The organism is Ignavibacteriota bacterium, from assembly GCA_013285405.1.
Lineage (GTDB): Bacteria > Bacteroidota > Ignavibacteria > Ignavibacteriales > Ignavibacteriaceae > IGN2.
In genome coordinates this window covers 257,333-277,911 of record CP053446.1, presented here as the reverse complement: position 1 = coordinate 277,911, position 20,579 = coordinate 257,333, and the positions used below count along the sequence as shown (strand labels likewise).

Annotated in this window: 18 protein-coding genes; 15 read left to right on the top strand and 3 right to left on the bottom strand. The window is 34.9% G+C overall.

The genetic code is table 11. The annotated features are described in order from the left end of the window. Positions 1-32 precede the first annotated feature (32 nt). Positions 33-1,913: a hypothetical protein gene (locus HND39_01215; protein ID QKJ94992.1), complete on the bottom strand. Its 1,881-nt coding sequence runs from the start codon at positions 1,911-1,913 to the stop codon at positions 33-35. A 232-nt stretch (positions 1,914-2,145) separates the two neighbouring features. On the opposite strand from HND39_01215, the gene HND39_01210 reads away from it, so the two are divergent. The 10 genes from HND39_01210 to HND39_01165 all read left to right on the top strand — a co-directional run bounded on the left by HND39_01210 (position 2,146) and on the right by HND39_01165 (position 10,198). After that, on the top strand, positions 2,146-3,762 hold the full coding sequence (locus tag HND39_01210; GenBank protein ID QKJ94991.1) for a hypothetical protein: 1,617 nt from the start codon (positions 2,146-2,148) through the stop codon (positions 3,760-3,762). A gap of 277 nt (positions 3,763-4,039) precedes the next feature. Continuing rightward, positions 4,040-4,561 carry a macrocin O-methyltransferase gene (locus tag HND39_01205; protein ID QKJ94990.1) on the top strand — a complete coding sequence of 174 codons (522 nt, stop codon included), beginning with the start codon at positions 4,040-4,042 and terminating at the stop codon, positions 4,559-4,561. Positions 4,562-4,702: 141 nt separating this feature from the next. Beyond that, positions 4,703-5,071: an NADH-quinone oxidoreductase subunit A gene (locus tag HND39_01200; GenBank protein ID QKJ94989.1), complete on the top strand. Its 369-nt coding sequence runs from the start codon at positions 4,703-4,705 to the stop codon at positions 5,069-5,071. Then, positions 5,062-5,604, top strand: a complete 543-nt coding sequence (gene nuoB, locus HND39_01195) for an NADH-quinone oxidoreductase subunit NuoB (protein ID QKJ94988.1) — start codon at positions 5,062-5,064, stop codon at positions 5,602-5,604. Before HND39_01200 ends, nuoB begins: the two co-directional genes overlap by 10 nt. A 5-nt stretch (positions 5,605-5,609) precedes the next feature. Continuing rightward, positions 5,610-6,098: an NADH-quinone oxidoreductase subunit C gene (locus HND39_01190; protein ID QKJ94987.1), complete on the top strand. Its 489-nt coding sequence runs from the start codon at positions 5,610-5,612 to the stop codon at positions 6,096-6,098. A gap of 5 nt (positions 6,099-6,103) precedes the next feature. Further along, on the top strand, positions 6,104-7,354 hold the full coding sequence (gene nuoD / locus HND39_01185) for an NADH dehydrogenase (quinone) subunit D (protein QKJ94986.1): 1,251 nt from the start codon (positions 6,104-6,106) through the stop codon (positions 7,352-7,354). 142 nt (positions 7,355-7,496) lie between these two features. Then, positions 7,497-7,997 (top strand): NAD(P)H-dependent oxidoreductase subunit E, encoded by a 501-nt coding sequence (locus HND39_01180; GenBank protein ID QKJ94985.1) that lies wholly within the window; start codon positions 7,497-7,499, stop codon positions 7,995-7,997. Positions 7,998-8,128: 131 nt separating this feature from the next. Next, entirely contained in the window at positions 8,129-9,451 is a 1,323-nt protein-coding gene (gene nuoF / locus HND39_01175) for an NADH-quinone oxidoreductase subunit NuoF (protein QKJ94984.1), read from the top strand. A gap of 118 nt (positions 9,452-9,569) precedes the next feature. Next, the gene (locus HND39_01170; protein QKJ94983.1) at positions 9,570-9,803 is read left to right on the top strand and encodes an antitoxin; all 234 of its coding nucleotides are present in this window, start codon (positions 9,570-9,572) and stop codon (positions 9,801-9,803) included. Then, positions 9,800-10,198, top strand: coding sequence for a type II toxin-antitoxin system VapC family toxin (locus tag HND39_01165; protein ID QKJ94982.1), 399 nt, complete (start codon positions 9,800-9,802; stop codon positions 10,196-10,198). The genes HND39_01170 and HND39_01165 overlap by 4 nt, the downstream gene beginning before the upstream one ends. Positions 10,199-10,334: 136 nt before the next feature. Here HND39_01165 and HND39_01160 read toward each other — a convergent pair whose 3' ends face one another. Beyond that, a complete protein-coding gene (locus tag HND39_01160) occupies positions 10,335-10,835 on the bottom strand; it encodes a ferritin (GenBank protein ID QKJ94981.1) in 501 nt (166 codons plus the stop codon). Positions 10,836-11,198: 363 nt separating this feature from the next. Here HND39_01160 and gap point away from each other — a divergent pair, with 363 nt between their 5' ends. From gap to HND39_01140, 4 genes are all read left to right on the top strand, one after another. Continuing rightward, a complete protein-coding gene (gap, locus tag HND39_01155; GenBank protein ID QKJ94980.1) occupies positions 11,199-12,257 on the top strand; it encodes a type I glyceraldehyde-3-phosphate dehydrogenase in 1,059 nt (352 codons plus the stop codon). A 102-nt stretch (positions 12,258-12,359) separates the two neighbouring features. After that, positions 12,360-13,559 (top strand): phosphoglycerate kinase, encoded by a 1,200-nt coding sequence (locus HND39_01150; protein QKJ94979.1) that lies wholly within the window; start codon positions 12,360-12,362, stop codon positions 13,557-13,559. Positions 13,560-13,721: 162 nt separating this feature from the next. Further along, complete coding sequence (locus tag HND39_01145; GenBank protein QKJ94978.1) at positions 13,722-14,663, top strand: rhomboid family intramembrane serine protease; 942 nt, start codon at positions 13,722-13,724, stop codon at positions 14,661-14,663. A 9-nt stretch (positions 14,664-14,672) separates the two neighbouring features. Beyond that, a complete protein-coding gene (locus tag HND39_01140) occupies positions 14,673-15,032 on the top strand; it encodes a DUF4296 domain-containing protein (GenBank protein ID QKJ94977.1) in 360 nt (119 codons plus the stop codon). Here HND39_01140 and HND39_01135 read toward each other — a convergent pair. Then, positions 14,983-17,406, bottom strand: coding sequence for a RecQ family ATP-dependent DNA helicase (locus tag HND39_01135; protein QKJ94976.1), 2,424 nt, complete (start codon positions 17,404-17,406; stop codon positions 14,983-14,985). The two genes, HND39_01140 and HND39_01135, sit on opposite strands and share 50 nt — an antisense overlap. 356 nt (positions 17,407-17,762) lie before the next feature. Here HND39_01135 and HND39_01130 point away from each other — a divergent pair, with 356 nt between their 5' ends. Continuing rightward, entirely contained in the window at positions 17,763-20,546 is a 2,784-nt protein-coding gene (locus HND39_01130) for a T9SS type A sorting domain-containing protein (GenBank protein QKJ94975.1), read from the top strand. The last annotated feature ends 33 nt before the right edge of the window (positions 20,547-20,579 follow it).

Genomic DNA, 20,579 nt, shown 5'->3' with positions numbered 1-20,579 from the left:
TTTTAATTTGAACGAAAATTTACTTCGATAAGTTAAAATTTCCAATTCATATTTAGAATAAAATTTAATCTTTCACGATTAACATTTAAGTTGTCCGAAATAAACTCATACCATGTATTGAGTTTAAGGAACAAATTATCTGTCCCAATCATAATTTCAAAAAGAGGGCCAATACTCAGAAAATCAGAATCAGGCAAACGCTCTTCCTTATTGTATCTGTAAGTGTTTAGTGAAAAATATCTGAATCCAATTGCAAAAAATGAATAGTTTGAGATTAATCCAACCTTCGGATCAATAAAAATTTCCTGCAGATATCTTATCGGTCGTTCCGCAAAATTATCCCAATCAAGCTCTGCCTGGCTGGTTAACTTTACATAACCGGTAACTAAAAAAGCAAAATTTTTAGACCATCGGTAATTTGTAGAATCCGCTGCGATAAACTGCCTGAAGGAGATGCTTCTTAAATTGGATGTCACATCCTGAAAATCGTAAACAGTATAATTTGCTGAAACTTCAAAATTATTTAAGGATGAGAATTGTTCACCCTTATAATAACCTCCTGCAGAAAGTTTAATAACGTGATTTGCATTATTGTTTGCGCTTCTACCTGCAAATAAATAAACAAGATGACTCAAAGTTCCCTCAAGATTTGAGAAAACCTGGAAAAATGGTGATAGGTTTCTTGTGTATTTCAGTCTTCCGATTGAAAGTAATTCATCGCGATCATCATCATTAGCGCTGCTTGGTGTATCATATTTCAGTTTACTGTGAAAAAGACTTAATGATATCTGATCTTTCCCCGATAAGTGGTAATTTCCCGATAACGAGATAGTTGCTCTGTTTGAATTATTATTCTTTCTTCCCTCAAGTTCGGATCTTTGTTCAAAAAAACTTTGATTGATCCCTTCAAAATTTTTTGCGATATGTTTTTCATCACGCTCAAAGTAATTAAAATTTATTCCAACGTCAGTTGATTCTGTTCTGTAATACATTCCTGATTCAATTGAAATACCTAATTCATCCACCTTTGTATCAAATATTGATGGCGATTGGATGCTGGTCGATTTGTACCGTGTTTGTCTGTCAATCGTTCTGAAATTAATTCGTCCGGCAAGCTCCAATGAAAACAAATTCAGAAAATTATTATAATCGATTTTATCCTGAAGCAGAAAAACCGTTTCTGTTCTGCTTTCGATATTGTTGGTTATATCAAATTCTGAGATAGTAATAGAATCAGCACTGATATAAAAATCTTTTCTATTATCACTGAATCCAGCATTAAGAAAATTTGTTACTTCTTGGTTAAATGGACTTGTAACATTTAAGTCCAGATAACGAATAGTATTTTTTCTTGGTGAAATATCCTCGTTCTCAAATCTTAATTTTGAATGAATATCAAAATTAGTTGAGTAGTTTTGAAAAAGACTACCTTCAAATCCATATATTGGTCCGATATCAGTTTCGTTAACCTGACTATTTTCAGAATATCCACCATAAGGTGTGAGGAGTAATCCACGTAAGAAGGCTAACTCAGTCATTGTCATTGCGTGATAGATAGTTGCTTCATTTATTCCTAACTGCCTGTCATCGGAAACAATATTGCTGGTTAAAACTATTCCTTGTTTCCAGCTATCTGTCAGTTTGTATTTTCCCAATGCGAATAAATATTCGTCATCCCTTATGCTGTTAGTCGTACTCTGAATTAAAGTTGACCGGTAATTCTGATTAACTTTGTATTCAAACCTTTCAAACGATCCAACTAAATCGAAGCCAGTGTTCAAATAGTAAGTGTTTAACTGTTTATCAAAATTTGAGAATAATCTGTTTAAAGAACTGACAGGAATAAAATACAACGATGAATCAATGGTAACCTGACAGTATGAAGTTTGGGAAAGCAGGATAAGGGTTCCCAAAATTTTGAATACGGCAATTCTATAAAGATTTACTTTCAAGATTTCAGAGATTTATTAGAATTTTTCTTCAATTAAAAATAAGCACTTCCAACTGACTGATAAAATCTTATATAATGAAGCCAAATTTTTTACCGCTCAAACTGACTTGAAAAGGTTTACAAGGATCAGGTCTTAAAAAAAATAATTATATTTAATATGGTTTTTTTCTTAATGATTTTAGTCAACACTACTAATGTCTAAATCAAAGTCTTCAAAAAAAAATAAATCAAAAAAAGAAACTTCATCAGTAAAAGTAACCCGAAGAAATTTTGCAGATTATATATCACAAAAAAACTTCGCGTTAATATTTGCACTAACTTATTTGGTTGTTGTCGGAATTGTGAGCTTTGTATTTCACAAAGTCGGAGACTACGGAATAGAAACTGATTTTTTCTGGGGGTTTGTCCCGAGTGCAAAAAAATTTTTAGCCGGTGAAATCCCAATGGATCCATTTCGCGGACCTCTTTATCCGATGATACTCGGGCTGCTCGGTTTTTTACTCGGTGATTTTTTTCGTGCAGGAATTTTAATCGCTTTAATATCCGCATCAATTGTAATTTATTTTTCTTTTGAGATGTTGAAGAATATATTCTCACCTGTAATCTCTTTTTTTGTCACATTTTTGCTTGCAGTAAATACAGTATTCATTCAGTATTCTTACAGCGCTGGTACTGATATGTTCTTCAATGCACTTGCAACCGCTACACTTTTTTTCTTTTTCAAATGCAGGGAGTTTAATTACAAAAATCTGATTTTCGCAGCATTTATCGGTGGATTATCTTACCTGACAAGGTATAACGGAATTTTTCTTGCTGGTTTTATTTTTATTATTCTTTTTGTGAACTATTGGAAGATTGATTGGATAAAAAGAATTAAAGCATCGTTATTATTTGGAATTGTTTTTTTTGTTACGTTTTCTCCGTGGGGATTTTATTGCCTGAGTGAAAAAGGATCTTTCTTTTACAATGAGAATTACAAAAACATTGCGTTCGAAATTTATGGAAAAGGAAAAATAAGCTGGGATGAGTTCTGGTTTAGTGGAAGAAGCGATATTAATTCATTAACTCAAACTATTACAAAAGATCCGGAATTATTTTTCTCAACTGTTATTGGAAACATCTCCGACCATTTCCTGAAAGATATGGAACGGTTAATAGAGTGGCCTGTCGGTGTTTTTGTTATTCTGGGAATATTCTTTTTGATTATTTCAAAACCTCATAAAAAGTGGAATGAAGTTGAAACTGGATATTATATAGTGAACTTATTTTTCTTTGCACTGCTTCTTGTTGTGTTCTATAGCGAGCGGTTCTCTATTTTTTTAATTCCATTCTATCTCTTGTTAGCCATACAACCATTTTTTATTGAGAAGTTAAAACTATCTGGTTTACTGCCAAAGAATTTAAGATATGTTATATTATCAATCTTAATTGTTATTACAAGTATAAACTCATATACATTTAATCAAGAAAATATAAATTCGGGACCTACGGAGTTATTAGCACTTGGTGAATGGTATGAAGCAAATGTTTCGCCTGAGATGAAAGGGAAAACAGTCGCAGCCCGAAAAGCACATGTTGCATATTATCTCGATATGGAATTCAAGTTAATGCCAATGGCTGATTCTTATGAAGATTTTATAAAAAAGTTAAATGAAAATAATATTGATTATCTCTACTTTGGTATTGTTGAAGCAAGTTTCAGAAATGATTTGGAATTTCTTATTGATCCGAATAGTAATCATCCTGGACTTGAAGTCGTGGTTTATTTTAATAATCCACCTTCGGTGTTATATAAAGTGTTGAAAAATTAGAATCACGATCCTTTAATTAAATTTTTATGACTTTCGACGCTATATTTGTGATAGGAATAATCTCCCACTTTAAAAAATGCACATTAAACTTTTTTTCATTCGAAAAATTAAAGCTCTCTTTTCAAGATTTAAACTCCATATTCTTTTCAAACCGTTTGAAAGCATTTTACTTAATTTAATTTACTTATCCAGATTATCTCGCTGGATTTCTACATCACCAAAAGGAAAATTCAATGATTTTTATAATAGGTGAGTTCAATATGAAAATCGATTTCAATTGCACGAATTCGTATTTAATGAAGAAATAAAAAATCAGGTGATTGATTATCTTGAATTTGGTGTTGCTGGTGGAACAGCATTTAAATGGTGGGTTGAAAAAATCAAAAATCAAGAAACACGTTTTTTTGGGTTTGATGTATTCACCGGGCTTCCGGAAGATTTTGGTGTAATGAAAAAACAGCATTATAATACTCAGGGACAAGCACCGATTATTAATGATAACCGAGTTACTTTTATCAAAGGTATGTTCCAGGATTCGCTTCCAGGTTTTCTTCAAGATTACAAATCCGGCAACAGAAAGGTTATTCATATAGATGCTGATCTTTATTCATCAACTATTTTTGTATTAACTAAGCTTCACCCATTTTTAAACAAAGACGATATTATAATATTCGATGAGTTTGGTGTCCCGACTCACGAATTTAAAGCATTCACTGAAATCGTGTCAGCTTATAAATTGAACTATGAGTTTTTAGGCGCAATTAATAATTACCTTCAAATCGCAATTAAATTGAAATAGTAAAAGCTCTCCTGATATCTAAAATAGTTTAACTTAAAGTAATTCATTAGTGATTGAAAAAAGCAGAAGCATATTAAACTTTGCTTTGACAATACCCTGTATTTTCAATAATTTTGACCTCAATTATTTGATAATTATAAAATGATAATAGATTATATACCACTGTTTCTAGTTTTAGCTGTTGCTCTTATTTTTGGTGTTGTTGTTGTCTGGTCGTCAACGCTAATTGGTCCGCAACGACCAAACAAACAGAAAACTTCCACGTATGAAAGTGGTATGCAGCCTGTGGGTACAACAAAACAACGGATCTCAATTAAGTATTACCTGGTAGGAATGTTCTTTATCATATTTGATCTTGAAGTCATATTTATTTATCCATGGGCTGTTCAGTTCAGAAAATTATTTGGTGAATTTGGAATATCAGTATTTGTATCTATGCTTTTATTTTTAATTGTCCTCGAGTTAGGATATTTATATGCGTATAAGAAAGGTGGATTCAATTGGGATTAGAATCTTATATAAAAGAAAACGGATTTTTAACAACACAGCTCAACGCAATAATTGGCTGGGCAAGAAAAAATTCTGTTTGGCCTATGCCTATGGGAATTTCCTGCTGTGCAATTGAAATGATGGCTGCTGGCGATCCGAAATATGACATAGCCAGATTTGGTTCAGAAGTGATGCGTTTTACACCACGACAATGTGATCTTATGATTGTTGCCGGAACAGTCACTTATAAAATGTCACATGTTGTTAGAAAAATTTATGACCAGATGCCTGAACCGAAATGGGTAATTGCAATGGGAGCTTGTACATCTTCGGGCGGAATGTATCGCTCATATTCTGTTGTGCAGGGAATTGACCAGTTTTTACCGGTTGATATTTATCTCGCTGGTTGTCCGCCACGTCCCGATAATCTTCTGAATGCTTTGATTATGATTCAGGATAAAATAGGCAAAACAAAAGCATCTCAATTTCAGAATATTACAATCGAAGATGAAGGTATCAAGGTCCCGGAGTTGAACGTACTACAAAACAATTAATTGCCATGAATTTAAAAGAACTTATTCCTCAAAAACTAAAAGAAAAATTTCCTTCAGTTGAGTTTGAACAAACTGAATATAGAGATGAACTTTCAATTAAGTTTGAGAAGAAATACATCGTTGAAGTTTGCAGATTTTTAAAGTCAGAAGCTGATCTTGAATTTACTTGGTGCTCGGATGTAACTGCCATTGATTGGGCTGCACGAAAGGACAGATTTACTGTTATTTATAATATTTTTTCAATGAAACATAACTTTCGTTTGAGATTAAAATGTGATGTTGATGAAGCTGATTGTTCGATTGATTCCGTCACTTCAATCTGGCAGGCAGCAAACTGGCAGGAAAGAGAAACCTTCGATATGTATGGAATAAAATTCAACAATCATCCTGATTTAAGAAGAATGTATATGCCCGAAGAATTTGAATATTATCCTTTAAGAAAAGATTTTCCATTGATGGGTATCCCCGGATCGCTGAGTTTACCCAAAAAATAATTTTCATGAAACAGTTAGAAAAAGAAACAGACCCGAAAATTTTACAAGCACTTCTGAATACAAGAAACGATTTTACAATTGATGATGCTTTGGAAAATGAGATGATACTCAATATGGGTCCGCAGCATCCTGCAACTCATGGTGTACTTCGTTTACTTTTGAGATTAGATGGCGAGAGAATTATTGGTTGTGTACCGGAACTTGGATATCTTCATCGGGGATATGAAAAAATGGCTGAGAATATGAGCTACTATGAATACATTCCTCACACAGACCGCCTTGATTACATCTCACCAATGGCAAATAATGTTGCCTGGGTTCTTGCTGTAGAAAAGTTAGCCGGAATTGAAGCTCCAAAACGGGCTCAATATATCAGGATGATGATTGCAGAACTTGCCAGAATTACATCTCATCTTGTTGCAATCGGTGCTTTTGCAATGGACGTTGGAGCGTTGACAATCTTTTTATGGACTCTTCGTGAACGAGAGAAAGTTCTGAATATTTGGGATATACTTTGCGGTGCTAGATTTACAAACAGCTATACACGAATTGGTGGAGTTGCAAACGATGCTCAACCGGAAGCATTAGCAAAAGTAAAATGGTTCATTGATCAGTTTGAACAAAACCTGGCTGAAATTGAACAGTTGATCAACACTAATAGAATTTTTATTGAACGCGTTGATGGTGTTGGTGCCATTTCAAAAGAAGATGCAATTGATCTGGGTTTCTGTGGTCCAAACCTGCGCGCTTGCGGTGTTGAATTTGATTTAAGAAGAAATACACCGTATTTATGTTATGATGAAATTGATTTCAGAATTCCAACTTATACTGAAGGAGATTGTCTTGCACGATATTTCGTAAGACTTGATGAATGCCGCGAAAGTGCAGAGATCGTAAAACAAATTCTTGACAAGATACCGCAAGGACCGGTTCAGGCAAATATTCCGCATAAAGTTCTTCCTAAAAAAGATGAAATTTATACTAAGATGGAAGAATTGATTTATGATTTTATGATTGTGAATTTTGGGATTAACCCTCCTGCAGGAGAAATATATCATGCTATTGAAGGATCAAAAGGAGAACTCGGATTTTATCTCGTCAGCAAAGGTGATGGGAAGCCCTGGAAGAACAAAATACGATCACCTTCGTTTAATAACTTGCAATCATTACCGAAATTAGTTGTCGGTCAAATGATATCTGATGTTGTTGCAATAATTGGAAGTATTGATCCGATTATGGGAGAAGCGGATAAATAAATGGAAACATCAAATATCAAAACACAAATTTCAAATAATATTCAATCCTTAAATTCTAATTATAAAATTTGCTTTAAATATTTGAATTTTGATTTTGGTGCTTATTTGTTTTTTGGTATTTGAAAATTGGAGCTTTAATTAAATGGAATTCAAATTCACACAAGAAAATCTCGGAAGAATAGAACAGGAAACTAAAAAATATCCTGTTCGCAAGCCTGCAGTTATGTCTGCACTTTATATTGCCCAGGAACAAAATGGATATATCAGTTTTGAAGTGATGAAAGAAGTCGCTGACGTTCTTGGAATGACTGCTGAAGAAGTTCTTGGAGTAGTTACTTTCTATACAATGTTTCATCAGAAACAGATGGGGAAATACCATATCCAGGTTTGCACAAATGTTTCATGCATGCTTCGTGGTGGTTATGAAATCTGGAACCAGGTGAAAGATAAATTCGGGATAGATCATATGGGTGTAACTGCGGACCAGAAATTTTCTCTTGAGGAAGTTGAATGTATGGGTAGCTGCGGAACGGCACCGATGATAGCAATTAATGAAGACTATTATGAGAATCTTTCTAAAGAAAAAGTTGAGGAAATATTGAATGGCCTCACCCCAACCCTCTCCAAAGGAGAGGGAGTTTAAAAATTTAAACAAAAAATCATAAATGACTTTTATTGACAAAATGCATAATCAAATTGAAAATGGTTTTTTAATAAAGTCCTCCTTCGGGGATTTTCCTAAAGGGATGCCTTTGGCAAGGGGACCGTGCTAATATGGAAAAAATAGTTCTCCCCGAAATACAAGACCTGCATCTGATCGATGTTTATATAAACAACAACGGATACAATGCTGCAAAGAAAGCATTCACTAAAACTCCTGACGACATAATCGATCAGGTTAAAAAATCCGGATTGAGAGGAAGAGGCGGTGCTGCGTTTTTATGTGGACTTAAATGGAGCTTTATGCCGAAGACTTCGGTTAAGCCAAAATATCTATGCATCAACGGTGATGAAAGCGAACCTGGTTCTTTTAAAGACAGACAAATATTCGAATTCAATCCTCACCAAATGATTGAAGGAGCGATAATTACTTGTTATGCGATCGGTGCAAAGACTGCTTACGTTTACATCAGAGGTGAGTATCACAAGTGGATTAAGTTATTGCAGAAAGCTATTGATGATGCTTATGCAAAAGGCTTTCTTGGTGTAAAGATGAAAGAAACTTTCAGCACTGATTTTTGCTGTGATGTTTATATTCACAAAGGAGCAGGTGCTTACATTTGCGGTGAGGAATCTTCATTGATGAATTCATTAGAAGGCAAAAGAGGATATCCAAGAGTAAAACCTCCGTTCCCTGCGCAGAATGGTTTATGGGGTTGTCCGACTACAATCAATAATGTTGAAACAATAACAAATGTTCCGCAGATAATTGAAAAAGGATGGGAATGGTTTTCAATAATCGGACATCCAAAACATCCCGGTACTTTGTTGTTTGGTGTTAGCGGACATGTAAACAAACCCGGAGTTTATGAACTTCCAACAGGTACTCTACTCACGGATATTATTTACAATTATGCCGGTGGCGTTCCAAATAATAAAAAAGTTTTGTGTGTTATTCCTGGCGGAACTTCAATGCCACCAATTCGTGGAGATAAACTCGAAGGTGTCAGGATGGATGCTGAGTCCCTGAAAGAAGTTGGTTCTGCTATTGGTACCGGTGGAATTATAGTAATGGATGAGGATACCGATCTCGTAAAAGTACTAGCAAGAATTGCACACTTCTACCATCACGAAAGCTGTGGACAATGTACACCTTGCCGTGAAGGAACAGGGTGGCTTGAAAAAATACTGAAAAGAATTTTAGCCGGTAATGGTTCTGCAAATGATCTGGATTTACTTATAACAGTTGCAAACCAGATTGAAGGAAATACTATCTGTGCACTTGGTGAAGCAGCAGCATGGCCTGTTAAATTTATGGTGGATAGATTCAGAGATTATTTTGAAGCAAGAGTTAAAAATGAAGTCAGCTTACCTGTTGCGAATAAAGTCCATTCGATGAGAGAAACTGCATTCCCGCTTGCAGATTTTAAGAATTAAGAAATTCCTGAAAATTCTGCAGTTCCCAGCGTCTCAAGTTTACTTTTTAATTACCCATAAGTCTATTGATTTTAATTAATTAAAGTATATATTTGTAGTATATATTAGAAAGGCTGTAATGGATATAGCGAAAATATTTAAAAACGGACAAAGTCAGGCAGTACGTTTACCCAAATCTTATAGATTGAAAGGTAAGGAAACTTATATCACCAGAATCGGTGATGCAATTATCCTGTTACCTAAATTAGAAAAGTGGGATTTGATGTTTGCAAGTTTAGAAAAATTCTCAGATGATTTTATGACAGAAAGAACTCAGCCAACTTTAGAAGAGCGAAAAGGATTGTTTTTTTGAAATATCTTCTGGATACCAACATCTGCATTTACATTATCAAGAAGAAACCAGAATCGATCATCAAAATCTTTTCTAAAATAAAACTTGGTGATGTTGCGATATCTGCCATTACGATCGCTGAATTGTATTTTGGTCTAGCTAAGAGTTCAAAACCGAATGAGAATACCATAGCATTGCAGGAATTTCTTCAGCCATTAGTCACGCTAGATTTTAATTCGGATGATGCTGTTGTTTATGGTAGGATAAGAGCTGAACTCGAAGCTAATGGTCAAATGATAGGTGCGATGGATTTGTTAATAGCTGCTATCGCATTAAGCAGGGAACTTATCTTGGTAACAAATAATGAAAAAGAGTTTAGTCGGATTAAAGATTTAAAGCTCGAAAATTGGGTTTGAAGAAATCAACTTACCGATAGCAAACAAAGTCCACTCAATGAGATCAACCGCTTTCCTGCTTGCGGATGTGAAGAATTAAAATAAAAAATCCTCTTCCTGGGAAGGGGATTTTTTGAATGTAAAATAATTCAGATCTCTAATTACCTGCAGCGGTTCTAGCTCCAAGTTCACGATCTAACATATATAAGCCTCCTTTATTATCTCCAATCATTTCAAGTTTACGAATGATTTCTTCGACAGTAGCTTCTTCTTCAACCTGTTCGTTAACAAACCACTGCAAAAAATTATTGGTTGCATAATCTTTTGATTGAATTGAAAGATCCACAAGCTTGTGAATTAGTCCTGTAATTTTTTTTTCGTGTGTTAGAGTATCTTTAAAAGCATCCATAACATTTTTCCAGCTTGTCTTTGGTGCATCTATCTGTGTTAAAATTACTCTGCCGTCGGTTCGTATAATAAAATTATAAAACTTCATTGCGTGTCCGTATTCTTCCTGCGATTGAATTCTGAACCAGTTTGCGAACCCCTTTAAACTTTGTTCTTCGAAATGAGCAGCTATTGATAAATACAAATATGATGAATAAAGTTCGTCAGTTAACTGCTTGTTAAGTGCATCCTGCATTTTCTTAGTTGACATTTTTTGCCTCTTGCTTAGTTGGTTTTAGTAGAATAATTTTCTGCAAATATAAATAAAGTGAAACAAACTCACTCATATACTTCCCTTACTAGAGATGGAATTATATTAGCTAAATCCTAGTATCATATAATTCGGTTAACTATTTTCATAAAATGATATGAACTACAATAAGGGCTTCTCTTTTTAAGCGAAGGATTAGTGCCTGCCCCGAACTTGTTTCGGGGATGAGTTCCCTGTTGCTAAATACATAATAAATCCTGTGATATATCACATTATACCATATTTATAAATTGAAAATGCATTTCGCTTTAACTAACTTTGGCAAGTTTTTTCAATTCAAATCATATTATCAAGGAGATAAAAATGGCTGTAAAAATAGCAATAAATGGATTCGGGAGAATAGGAAGACTTATACTTCGTTCTATGGCTGAAAAGGGAGTTTTAGGAAAAGAATTTGACGTCGTAGCACTTGTGGATGTTGTAAATGATGCGAAATATTTTGCTTATCAGTTGAAGTATGATTCCGTTCATGGCATTTTCAAAGGCGAACTAAGCTCGAAGAAAAGTAAACCGGAATTAGAACACGATGATATTTTAGTAATTAATGGAGATGAGACCAAATGTGTTCTTGCAACTAAAGATCCTTCTCAACTTCCGTGGAAAGAACTTGGTGTTGACGTTGTAATCGAATCAACCGGACTATTTACGGATTCAGAAAAAGCAAAAGGACACTTGACCGCTGGTGCGAAAAAAGTACTTATCTCAGCTCCGGGTAAAGGTGAAGTTAAAACAGTTGTTATGGGTGTAAATGATAATGAACTGAAGCCAGAGCATAAAATTATTTCCAACGCTTCGTGCACTACGAATTGTCTGGCTCCGGTAGTTCACGTTTTATTGAAAGAGGGAATTGGAGTCGAGGTTGGAATAATGACAACAATCCATGCTTACACTGCAACACAAAAAACTGTTGACGGTCCATCGAAGAAAGATTGGAGGGGCGGTCGTGCTGCTGCAATAAATATTATTCCTTCAACAACCGGTGCTGCAAAAGCTGTTGGCGAAGTTCTGCCCTCTACGAAAGGAAAATTAACTGGAATGTCGTTCAGAATTCCTACTGCTAATGTTTCTGTTGTCGATCTCACTTTCCGTTCGACAAGAGATACCTCAATAAAAGAAATTGACGAGCTTTTAAAAAGAGCATCGGGCACTTATTTGAAAGGTATTCTTGGATATACTGAAGAAGAGCTTGTTTCAACCGATCTGAATCACGACGAACGTTCATCAATTTATGATTCATTGGCAACGCTTCAGAACAATTTCAAAGATGAAAAACGATTCTTCAAAATTGTTACCTGGTATGATAACGAATGGGGTTACTCAAACCGATGTGTTGATCTTTTGATGAAAATGACGAAAATGTAAATGAGAAGGATGTCATTCTGGCCCTGCCTGTCCGGCAGGCAGGTTGTCCGGAATCTGTCTTTACTTAATAAAATATTTTTGGATTAAACTCGCAGCATTAAAATGAATAAACTTTCAATAGATAAAGTAGATTTGAAAAATAAAAGAGTTCTTGTCAGAGTTGACTTTAATGTTCCTCTTGATGAAAAATTAAATGTAACAAACGACATTCGGATAGTTGAATCACTTCCAACAATTAAAAAAATAATTGAATCCGATGGCAAAGCGATTCTTATGAGTCACTTGGGAAGACCAAAAGGAGAACGCAAAACAGAGTTCAGCTTAAAACCAGCAGCAGAACGATTAAGTAAATTACTTGGTAAAGATGTCAAACTAGCTCCTGATTGCATTGGTGCAGAGACAGAAAATCTCGTAAAAGAGATGAAACCCGGTGATGTTGTGTTACTTGAAAATCTACGTTTTCACAAACAGGAAGAAAAAAACGATCCTGAGTTTGCAAAGCAGTTGGCAAATCTTGGTGATGTTTACATAAACGATGCGTTCGGAAGTGCACACAGAGCACATGCTTCAACGGAGGGAATTACAAAATATATTACAACCTGTGTTGCAGGTTATCTTATGCAGAAAGAGTTGGATTATTTAGGAAGTGCACTCGCGAATCCTAAAAGACCATACTGTGCAATTCTCGGCGGTGCAAAAATTTCAGGTAAGATTGATGTGATAAATAATCTTCTTGATAAAGTTGATACATTAATTGTTGGTGGTGGAATGGCTTTCACATTCTTTAAAGCTCAGGGAAAAGAGATCGGTAAATCACTGCTTGAAGTGGAGAAACTTGATCTGGCAAAAGAACTTCTTGAAAAAGTAAAATCATCAAAAATTAAATTTTTACTTCCGGTTGATATAGTAGTCGCAAATGAATTCAAAAATGATTCTCCGGGAACTGTTGTTGACGTTGATAATATCCCTTCAGAAAAAATGGGTTTGGATATAGGACCAAAGTCAATTAAATTGTTTTCAGATGAACTGATGAAATCAAAAACTATAGTCTGGAATGGTCCAATGGGCGTTTTTGAAATGCCAAATTTTGCAAAAGGAACATTTGCAATTGCACAAACTCTGGCAAATGTAACTGAAAGTGGTGCGATAACAGTAATTGGTGGTGGTGATTCTGCTTCGGCAATTAGCGATGCCGGACTTGAGAAAAAAGTTTCTCATGTTTCAACCGGTGGTGGTGCATCGTTAGAATTTCTTGAAGGAAAAATTCTTCCCGGTGTTGCAGCGTTAAAAGATGCTCAATAAACAGAATACAATATATTGTTATTAACTTGCAACCATAATTCATTCATGCAAACAATGGGTGAAATGATTGTATGAATGCATGGGCGTATGAATGGATGAATGAATGAATGGCTAATTGGATGCAGACAAGTTTATATTTTAAATTATTAATTTCGTTAATGAATGAACAATTATTATAAACCATTTGGAGGATTCAGTGTTTTTCCTCCTGTGATAAAAACTCTTTTAATCATCAATGTAATTGTATTTTTTATACAGATACTTGGAGAGAGCTTTCTTGTTGGGCCAGGATTTAAGCTTTCTGATATGATCACCCAATACTTTGGTTTAATACCTGTGAATGGATTTGTTGCCGGCTCAATAGGTGGTGAACCAATTATCTGGCATTTTTATCCCTGGCAGTTAATTACTTATCAGTTTATGCACGGTGGGTTTTGGCATATTTTCTTCAATATGTTTATGCTGTGGATGTTCGGAATGGAGATTGAAAATATTTTAGGTTCAAAAAAATTTCTAACTTATTACCTTGTTTGTGGAATAGCAGCAGGGTTAGCTCAATTATTTATTGCGCCACTGTTTTCAATTCCTGCACCTACAATCGGAGCATCCGGGGCAATTTTCGGGGTAATGATTGCTTTTGCTTTAATGTTTCCCGATAGATATATTTTTCTCTGGTTCTTTATTCCTGTTAAAGCAAAATATCTGATTGGATTTCTGATTGTGTTTGAAATTCTGGCAGTTGATAGTGCTCAGGATACGGTTGCTCATCTTGCACATCTTGGTGGTGCATTAGCCGGATTTTTATTTATTTTATTTGATAAACACATTGATGTACCGTTAAAACGGATGTTAAATATTTCCACTGGATACAGATCAAACAATCAGTTTCAGAATCCGTTCAGCGGTTTATCGGACAAATTTAAAAGAAAAAAAGATGACATTGAAGAAGCGAAGTACTATGACATTAATCATAAAAAAGATACTGATGAAATTTCTCAGGCAGAAATTGATGCTATCCTTGACAAAATAAGTCAATCAGGTTATCAAAATCTTACGGAAAGGGAAAAGCGAATTCTTTTTGAAGCCAGCAAGAAGATGAATTAACAAAGTCAAATGTCAAAAGTTAAAAGTCAAAAGACTGTTCCGAACCTGATTCGGGACCAAAAGTCATATTCATTTTTAATCTTTCTGTTTTTTTTCATGTTTGCGTGCGATAAAGGCCCTCCTATCCCTGAAAAAACATTTCTCAAAATTTATGTCGATTTATTAATTGTACAGGATACTACTACTGTAAATAACTATTCGATTGATTCCGTCAGAGCAATAGTTTTATCACGACATAATATTTCAGAAAATCAATATGATGAAATGATAAGTTACTACAACTCACAACCGGAAAAGTGGATTGCTTTTTTTGATACTGCTACTGTTTATGTTGAGCAATTGAAGAAGGAAGCTGAGAAACAACCCTGAGTTTTGCAACTGCAATTCTGATTTCCGGATAAGAAATATTTGCTGGTAATCTTTCCTTTAAATCTTTTAAATTATCAAATCCTTCCGCACATTCTGTTTTTATCTTTTGAAATGTATCATCTTTTATTACTGAAGAAATATCAGTATCAGGTTCATATTCTATAATTGTTTCAATCTGCATTGAAATAACCGCCTCAGAAAGTTTTCTTGTTTCTGCAATTTCCTTCAATGTATATTTTTTTGTGAGAAGTTTTTTTGTTTCGATGATATTCTGAGGAAGCTCTTTTGAAATTCCGGTTTCAGATTTATACAAAATATCAGGCTTGTAAGAATTTATCGCTTCGAGGAAATCATTTCCAAGCTTATTGAACATCCGGCTGTTAAAACCATTTATAGTTAAAATCTCCGCTTTATTTCTTGGTTTTAATCTTGCTACTTCGCGTAATATTTTATCAGGGCAAATTAAATAACCTGATTGCATAAATTTATCGGCTGTTCTTTTTCTTACTTCTTTCAGAAGATTAAAAAGATATAAATCTCCGTCCTGATTTATATCTGATTTTGAATCACTGCTTCCGTTGATTGATTGGGCTTTCTGCTTTGGCAGACTCAAAAAATTTTTCCCGCCGAAAGTCTTTATTATATTTTCTTTAGATACCTGGTAAGCTATGACACTTTTAATATCAGAAATAGAAAAGTTCTTACAAGATCCGAAATGTTTAAAAAGAATAACACTTTCTTTAACCTTTTCACCACGCAAAAGATTGATTAAAAAATTTTCAGGAACAGGCTCGCGTGCTTCTTCAAGTGTATCAATTATAATTTCAGTGAGATATGATTTAGATGATTCCCGCAAATTACCTGTTGATGTGCAATTATCACATTTTCCACAACGGTAATCGGGAACATTTTCGCCAAAATAATTCAAAATATTTTTAAACCGGCACTCATTCGTAAAAACAAACTCGACCATTTTATCCAGCCTCTTCTGAGAGTTGAGGTAACTTTCATTAATTAATTTATAGTTTAGTTTCAGATCAATGCTGTTAACCCGTGCTGTTGATAGTATTACAGTATTCTCCTTAATTGCTTTATTAAAAAGTATAATCCCCATGTTATTAAGTATGTCAAGCGATTCAATAAAAATTGATTTAGGAATCAGTAATTTTTGAGAAAGAACAGAAGCAGAAAACTTTACTGGTGATTTGAAAAGGCTGCTGCCGTACTCACGGATTAAAGCGACAGAAACTTCTGCAAGTTCATTATATGGTGTTTTATGAATAAACTCTTTTAATCTGTCAGAACTCACTAAAAGTTCAAGTGAATCCTTTTTATCATACTCAGATATACTTCGAATGTAGCCTGAGTTTTCAAGATATTTTATTGCTGTATGCAGAAGACCGGATGTTATATCGCTTCCTGTATATTCTGATATATATTCTCTGTCAACAATTAATTCTTTCTCAGGAAGACTTCCCACAGCTATACGGTTGTAATCACAAATCGCTTTATAAATATTTTGAATTACCTCTTTGCCGGGATGTGAAATATTTATGAAATAATTTTGAATTGTGAGATCAGAATCGTGGTGAAGCAGGCAGCAGAACGATTCTTTACCATCACGACCAGCTCTGCCAATTTCCTGGTAATAACTTTCAATCGAACCCGGTGTGTTGTAATGAATGACAAGTCTGATGTCCGGTTTATCAATACCCATTCCGAATGCATTTGTTGCAGAAATAATTTCCGTATTACCATTAATAAACTCTTCTTGTACGCGTCTTCGTTCAGGTGAAGGTAATCCGGCATGATAAAAGTTGCAATGTATTCCTTTAACATTTAGGTATTCAGCTATTTCCTCTGATTTTTTGCGGGAGGATGTATAGATTATTGCCGGACCTTTAATCTCTTTTAAAATTTCTAAACATTTTTCTTTTTTCTTCTTTGTTTGGATTACTTTGATGTTCAGATTATCCCGTTCGAAACCACGAACAAACACTTTTTCATCTTTAAAGCCAAGCTGAGAAACAATATCGTTTCTTACTTCCGGTGTGGCTGTTGCAGTAAATGCAGATACTTTTTTAATTCCGATGTGATTGATGAATTCAATTATCCTCAAATAACTAGGTCTGAAATTATGTCCCCATTCGCTTATGCAGTGAGCTTCATCAACAAATAGGAATTTCGGATTCAATCCTTTTATTCTCTCTGCGAATTGAAGACTATCAATTTTTTCGGGGGCAAGGTATAGAAGCTTTATACTTCCCTGAGCGATTTTTGTTAAAACGCTTTCAGTTTCAGAATAACTCATAGTGCTATTGATAAAAGCAGCAACCGTTTTCCTTTTGTTCAGAGCGTCAACCTGGTCTTTCATCAGCGCAATTAATGGCGAAATAACTATTGAAAAATTTTCAGTAATTAGTGCCGGGATTTGGTAACAAATGGATTTGCCCGCACCTGTTGGCAGCACAGCCAGAATGTTATCATACTTTATTACTGCATCAATTATTTCAAGTTGACTGTTACGAAAGCTTTCATAACCAAAAAACTCATAAAGTAATTTTTCGGGTGTTTTCAGTTCGGTACCGTTTTTGTTTGATATATGGCTTTTGGAAGTTTATTTTTGCCTAAAAATAAAAGCCAAATTGTTAAATTAAAATATGTCGGAAAATTTATTCAAAATATTTATTGAAAAAATAGTAATTATCCAGAAACAATAAGGAGGAAATAATGAAAATACTTTTTTACTCAATTTTTTTACTGGCTGTATCAGGAAGCTTTGCACAGACGACTTATACTGATATTCTGGTAGAAAATTCAGTTTATTCTGAAGCACCTGAATACATTCAGCAAAGAAAACCCTTTATCAGACAGAGATGGTTTTTCGAGCAAAGAGCATATCCTAATAATTTTATACCAGAAAATGCTTACGCAAATGCAATGAATCAGCGTGATGCAATGAGAATTGAAAATGCTGACAAAATGCCGGCTATTAATTGGGTAAGCCTTGGTCCAACACCTGGTTATTACTTTAGTTACGGTAATATTTCTTCGAGAGTAGTTACCGGTGCTTTTCATCCCACGAATCCGAGTACGATTTATATTGGTCCTGCAAATGGCGGTGTATGGAAATCTACTGACAATGGTGTTAATTGGTTACCGTTAACAGATGATCAGCCTTCGATGTCAATGGGCTCAATTGCAATCGATCCGAGTAATCCAAATATTATTTATGCTGGTACCGGTGAAGCAACATACAGTGGTGCTTCGTATTATGGAAGAGGATTGTTAAAATCAACGGATGCTGGAGCTACATGGCAGCACATTACTGCCGGATTGCCTTCATCATCATATTTTTCAAGAATTAAAATCAGACCAAATAACCCAACTCAGCTTTTAGCCGCACTTGGAACCTCAGGTTTATATCGAAGCACTAACTCCGGACTGAACTGGACATTATTACTAAGCGGAAGATGTGATGATGTTGTTTTCACTTTTACTGGTGATACCGCTTTTGCTGTTGGATCAGGGACTGGTTTCAGAAGATCTCTGGATGGCGGTCAATCATTCTCGGCATTTGGAACCGGATTAGGAACCGGTACAAGAGCACATTTTGATCTGTGTCTTTCACAACCAGCTTTTATGTACGCATCAGTTCATGGAAGCAATACAGTAAACGTGTATAAATCTACCAATTCAGGTGCTAATTGGACTCAGCTTTCAACCTCATCATCATTTCAAAATCAAGGAGGGCAGGCATGGTATGATTTATATTGCAGAGTTAATCCGGCTAATCCAAACATTGTATTTATCGGTACAATAGATATCTGGCGAACAACTGATGGAACAAATTTTACGAATATCACAAACGGATATCAAGGTGGTTCTGTTCATGTTGATCAGCATTATTTGTTCTTCCATCCGACAAATCCGAGTACGTTAATTTCTTGTAATGATGGAGGTATATGGAGATCAACAGATAGCGGAAATAATTTTACTAATCTCAACCAGACTTTAACTTTAACACAATTTTACAGGATAGCTGCCAGTCCGACTAGTCCAAGCAGAATTTTGGGCGGAACACAGGATAACGGAACTCAGCAAACTTATTCTTCACTTAACTGGGCGGCTGCTTATGGTGGTGATGGCGGAGAAGTTTGTTTTAATCCAATGGTTGCAAATGATCAGAACATTATCGGTGAAACTCAAAATGGCGGTTTATTCCGGACAACCAATGGCGGAACAAGCTGGGTTGACGCTACCTCCGGATTAAGTATGAGCGAGAATGTTGCATGGGTAGCTCCAATAATTAAACATCCAACTATCTCATCATATTTCTTCGTTGCCCGTCAGCGTGTTTATCGATCTACAGATTATGGTGCAAGCTGGAATGCAGTTTCAGGAAATGTGAATGGAAGCAGCGCAGTTCGCGAAATGGCAATAAGTAAAACTAATCCGCAAATTTTATATGCGACTACTGGTTCAAGTATATTTTTATCTACCGATGGTGGAGTTACTTTTACTAATAAAACCAGTGGATTACCTTCAAGAACGATTACTTCAGTTAATATTCATCCGGCAGATGAAAATATTGCATTGCTTACATTTTCAGGGTTTGGAACAGGTAAGGTTTACAAAACAACAAATATGGGAAATACTTGGTTTAGCATCAGCGGAAATTTACCCGATTCACCTGTCAATGATGGATTTATTTATATTTACGATAATATGAATCCGAATACATATTTCGTTGCAACGGATATCGGAGTTTTCCTGACTCAAGATAATGGCACTACCTGGGTTGAACTTCCAAACAATTTGCCAAATACTGTTATTATGCATCTTGATTATTCTCATTCCAATCAAATGCTGAGAGCAGGAACTCACGGCAGAGGTGTCTATGAAGCATTCATAGATTTTCAGATTCCAGTTGAATTAACTTCATTCACTGCTAAAGCGGATGAAAATATTGTCACACTGAATTGGTCAACTGCCACAGAGACAAATAACCAGGGATTTGAAATTGAGAGGAAATTGAAAAACCAGGAATGGGTGAGAATTGGTTTCATAGAAGGAAAAGGAACTACAACTGAAATTCAAAACTATAGCTACGCTGATGACTTTTCATATTTGCCTTATGAAGGAACTGTAATTTACAGGTTAAAACAAGTAGATTATAACGGAACTTTTGAATATTCAGAACAGGTTGCAGTGAATCTCACTTTCGTTCCATCTGATTTTTATATTTCTCAGAATTATCCGAATCCTTTCAATCCTTTCACAACAATAAAATATTCCTTGCCTATAGAAAGCCAGGTAAGAATTAGTATTTATAACGCACTTGGTGAAGTGATTGAAGAATTGGTTTCGAAGGTTCAAGATGCCGGCAGCTATGAAGTTACATGGAATGCACAAAACAATTCTTCAGGAATTTATTACTATTCATTTGAAGTGAACAGTTTTGATGGTTCCCAATCTCACCACGAAATGAAGAAAATTGTTTATTTGAAATAATAACTGACTTGAATAATATTATTCAAAGGGATG

Bases quoted from the DNA above. Each gene is read 5' to 3' on its own strand.
- HND39_01150 (QKJ94979.1), top strand. From the start codon at position 12,360: ATGAATAAACTTTCAATAGATAAAGTAGATTTGAAAAATAAAAGAGTT.
- HND39_01160 (QKJ94981.1), bottom strand. From the start codon at position 10,835: ATGTCAACTAAGAAAATGCAGGATGCACTTAACAAGCAGTTAACTGAC.
- HND39_01130 (QKJ94975.1), top strand. From the start codon at position 17,763: ATGAAAATACTTTTTTACTCAATTTTTTTACTGGCTGTATCAGGAAGC.
- HND39_01180 (QKJ94985.1), top strand. From the start codon at position 7,497: ATGGAATTCAAATTCACACAAGAAAATCTCGGAAGAATAGAACAGGAA.
- HND39_01190 (QKJ94987.1), top strand. From the start codon at position 5,610: ATGAATTTAAAAGAACTTATTCCTCAAAAACTAAAAGAAAAATTTCCT.
- nuoF (QKJ94984.1), top strand. From the start codon at position 8,129: ATGGAAAAAATAGTTCTCCCCGAAATACAAGACCTGCATCTGATCGAT.
- gap (QKJ94980.1), top strand. From the start codon at position 11,199: ATGGCTGTAAAAATAGCAATAAATGGATTCGGGAGAATAGGAAGACTT.
- HND39_01140 (QKJ94977.1), top strand. From the start codon at position 14,673: ATGTCAAAAGTTAAAAGTCAAAAGACTGTTCCGAACCTGATTCGGGAC.
- HND39_01170 (QKJ94983.1), top strand. From the start codon at position 9,570: ATGGATATAGCGAAAATATTTAAAAACGGACAAAGTCAGGCAGTACGT.
- HND39_01210 (QKJ94991.1), top strand. From the start codon at position 2,146: ATGTCTAAATCAAAGTCTTCAAAAAAAAATAAATCAAAAAAAGAAACT.
- HND39_01145 (QKJ94978.1), top strand. From the start codon at position 13,722: ATGAACAATTATTATAAACCATTTGGAGGATTCAGTGTTTTTCCTCCT.
- nuoD (QKJ94986.1), top strand. From the start codon at position 6,104: ATGAAACAGTTAGAAAAAGAAACAGACCCGAAAATTTTACAAGCACTT.
- HND39_01200 (QKJ94989.1), top strand. From the start codon at position 4,703: ATGATAATAGATTATATACCACTGTTTCTAGTTTTAGCTGTTGCTCTT.
- HND39_01135 (QKJ94976.1), bottom strand. From the start codon at position 17,406: ATGAAAGACCAGGTTGACGCTCTGAACAAAAGGAAAACGGTTGCTGCT.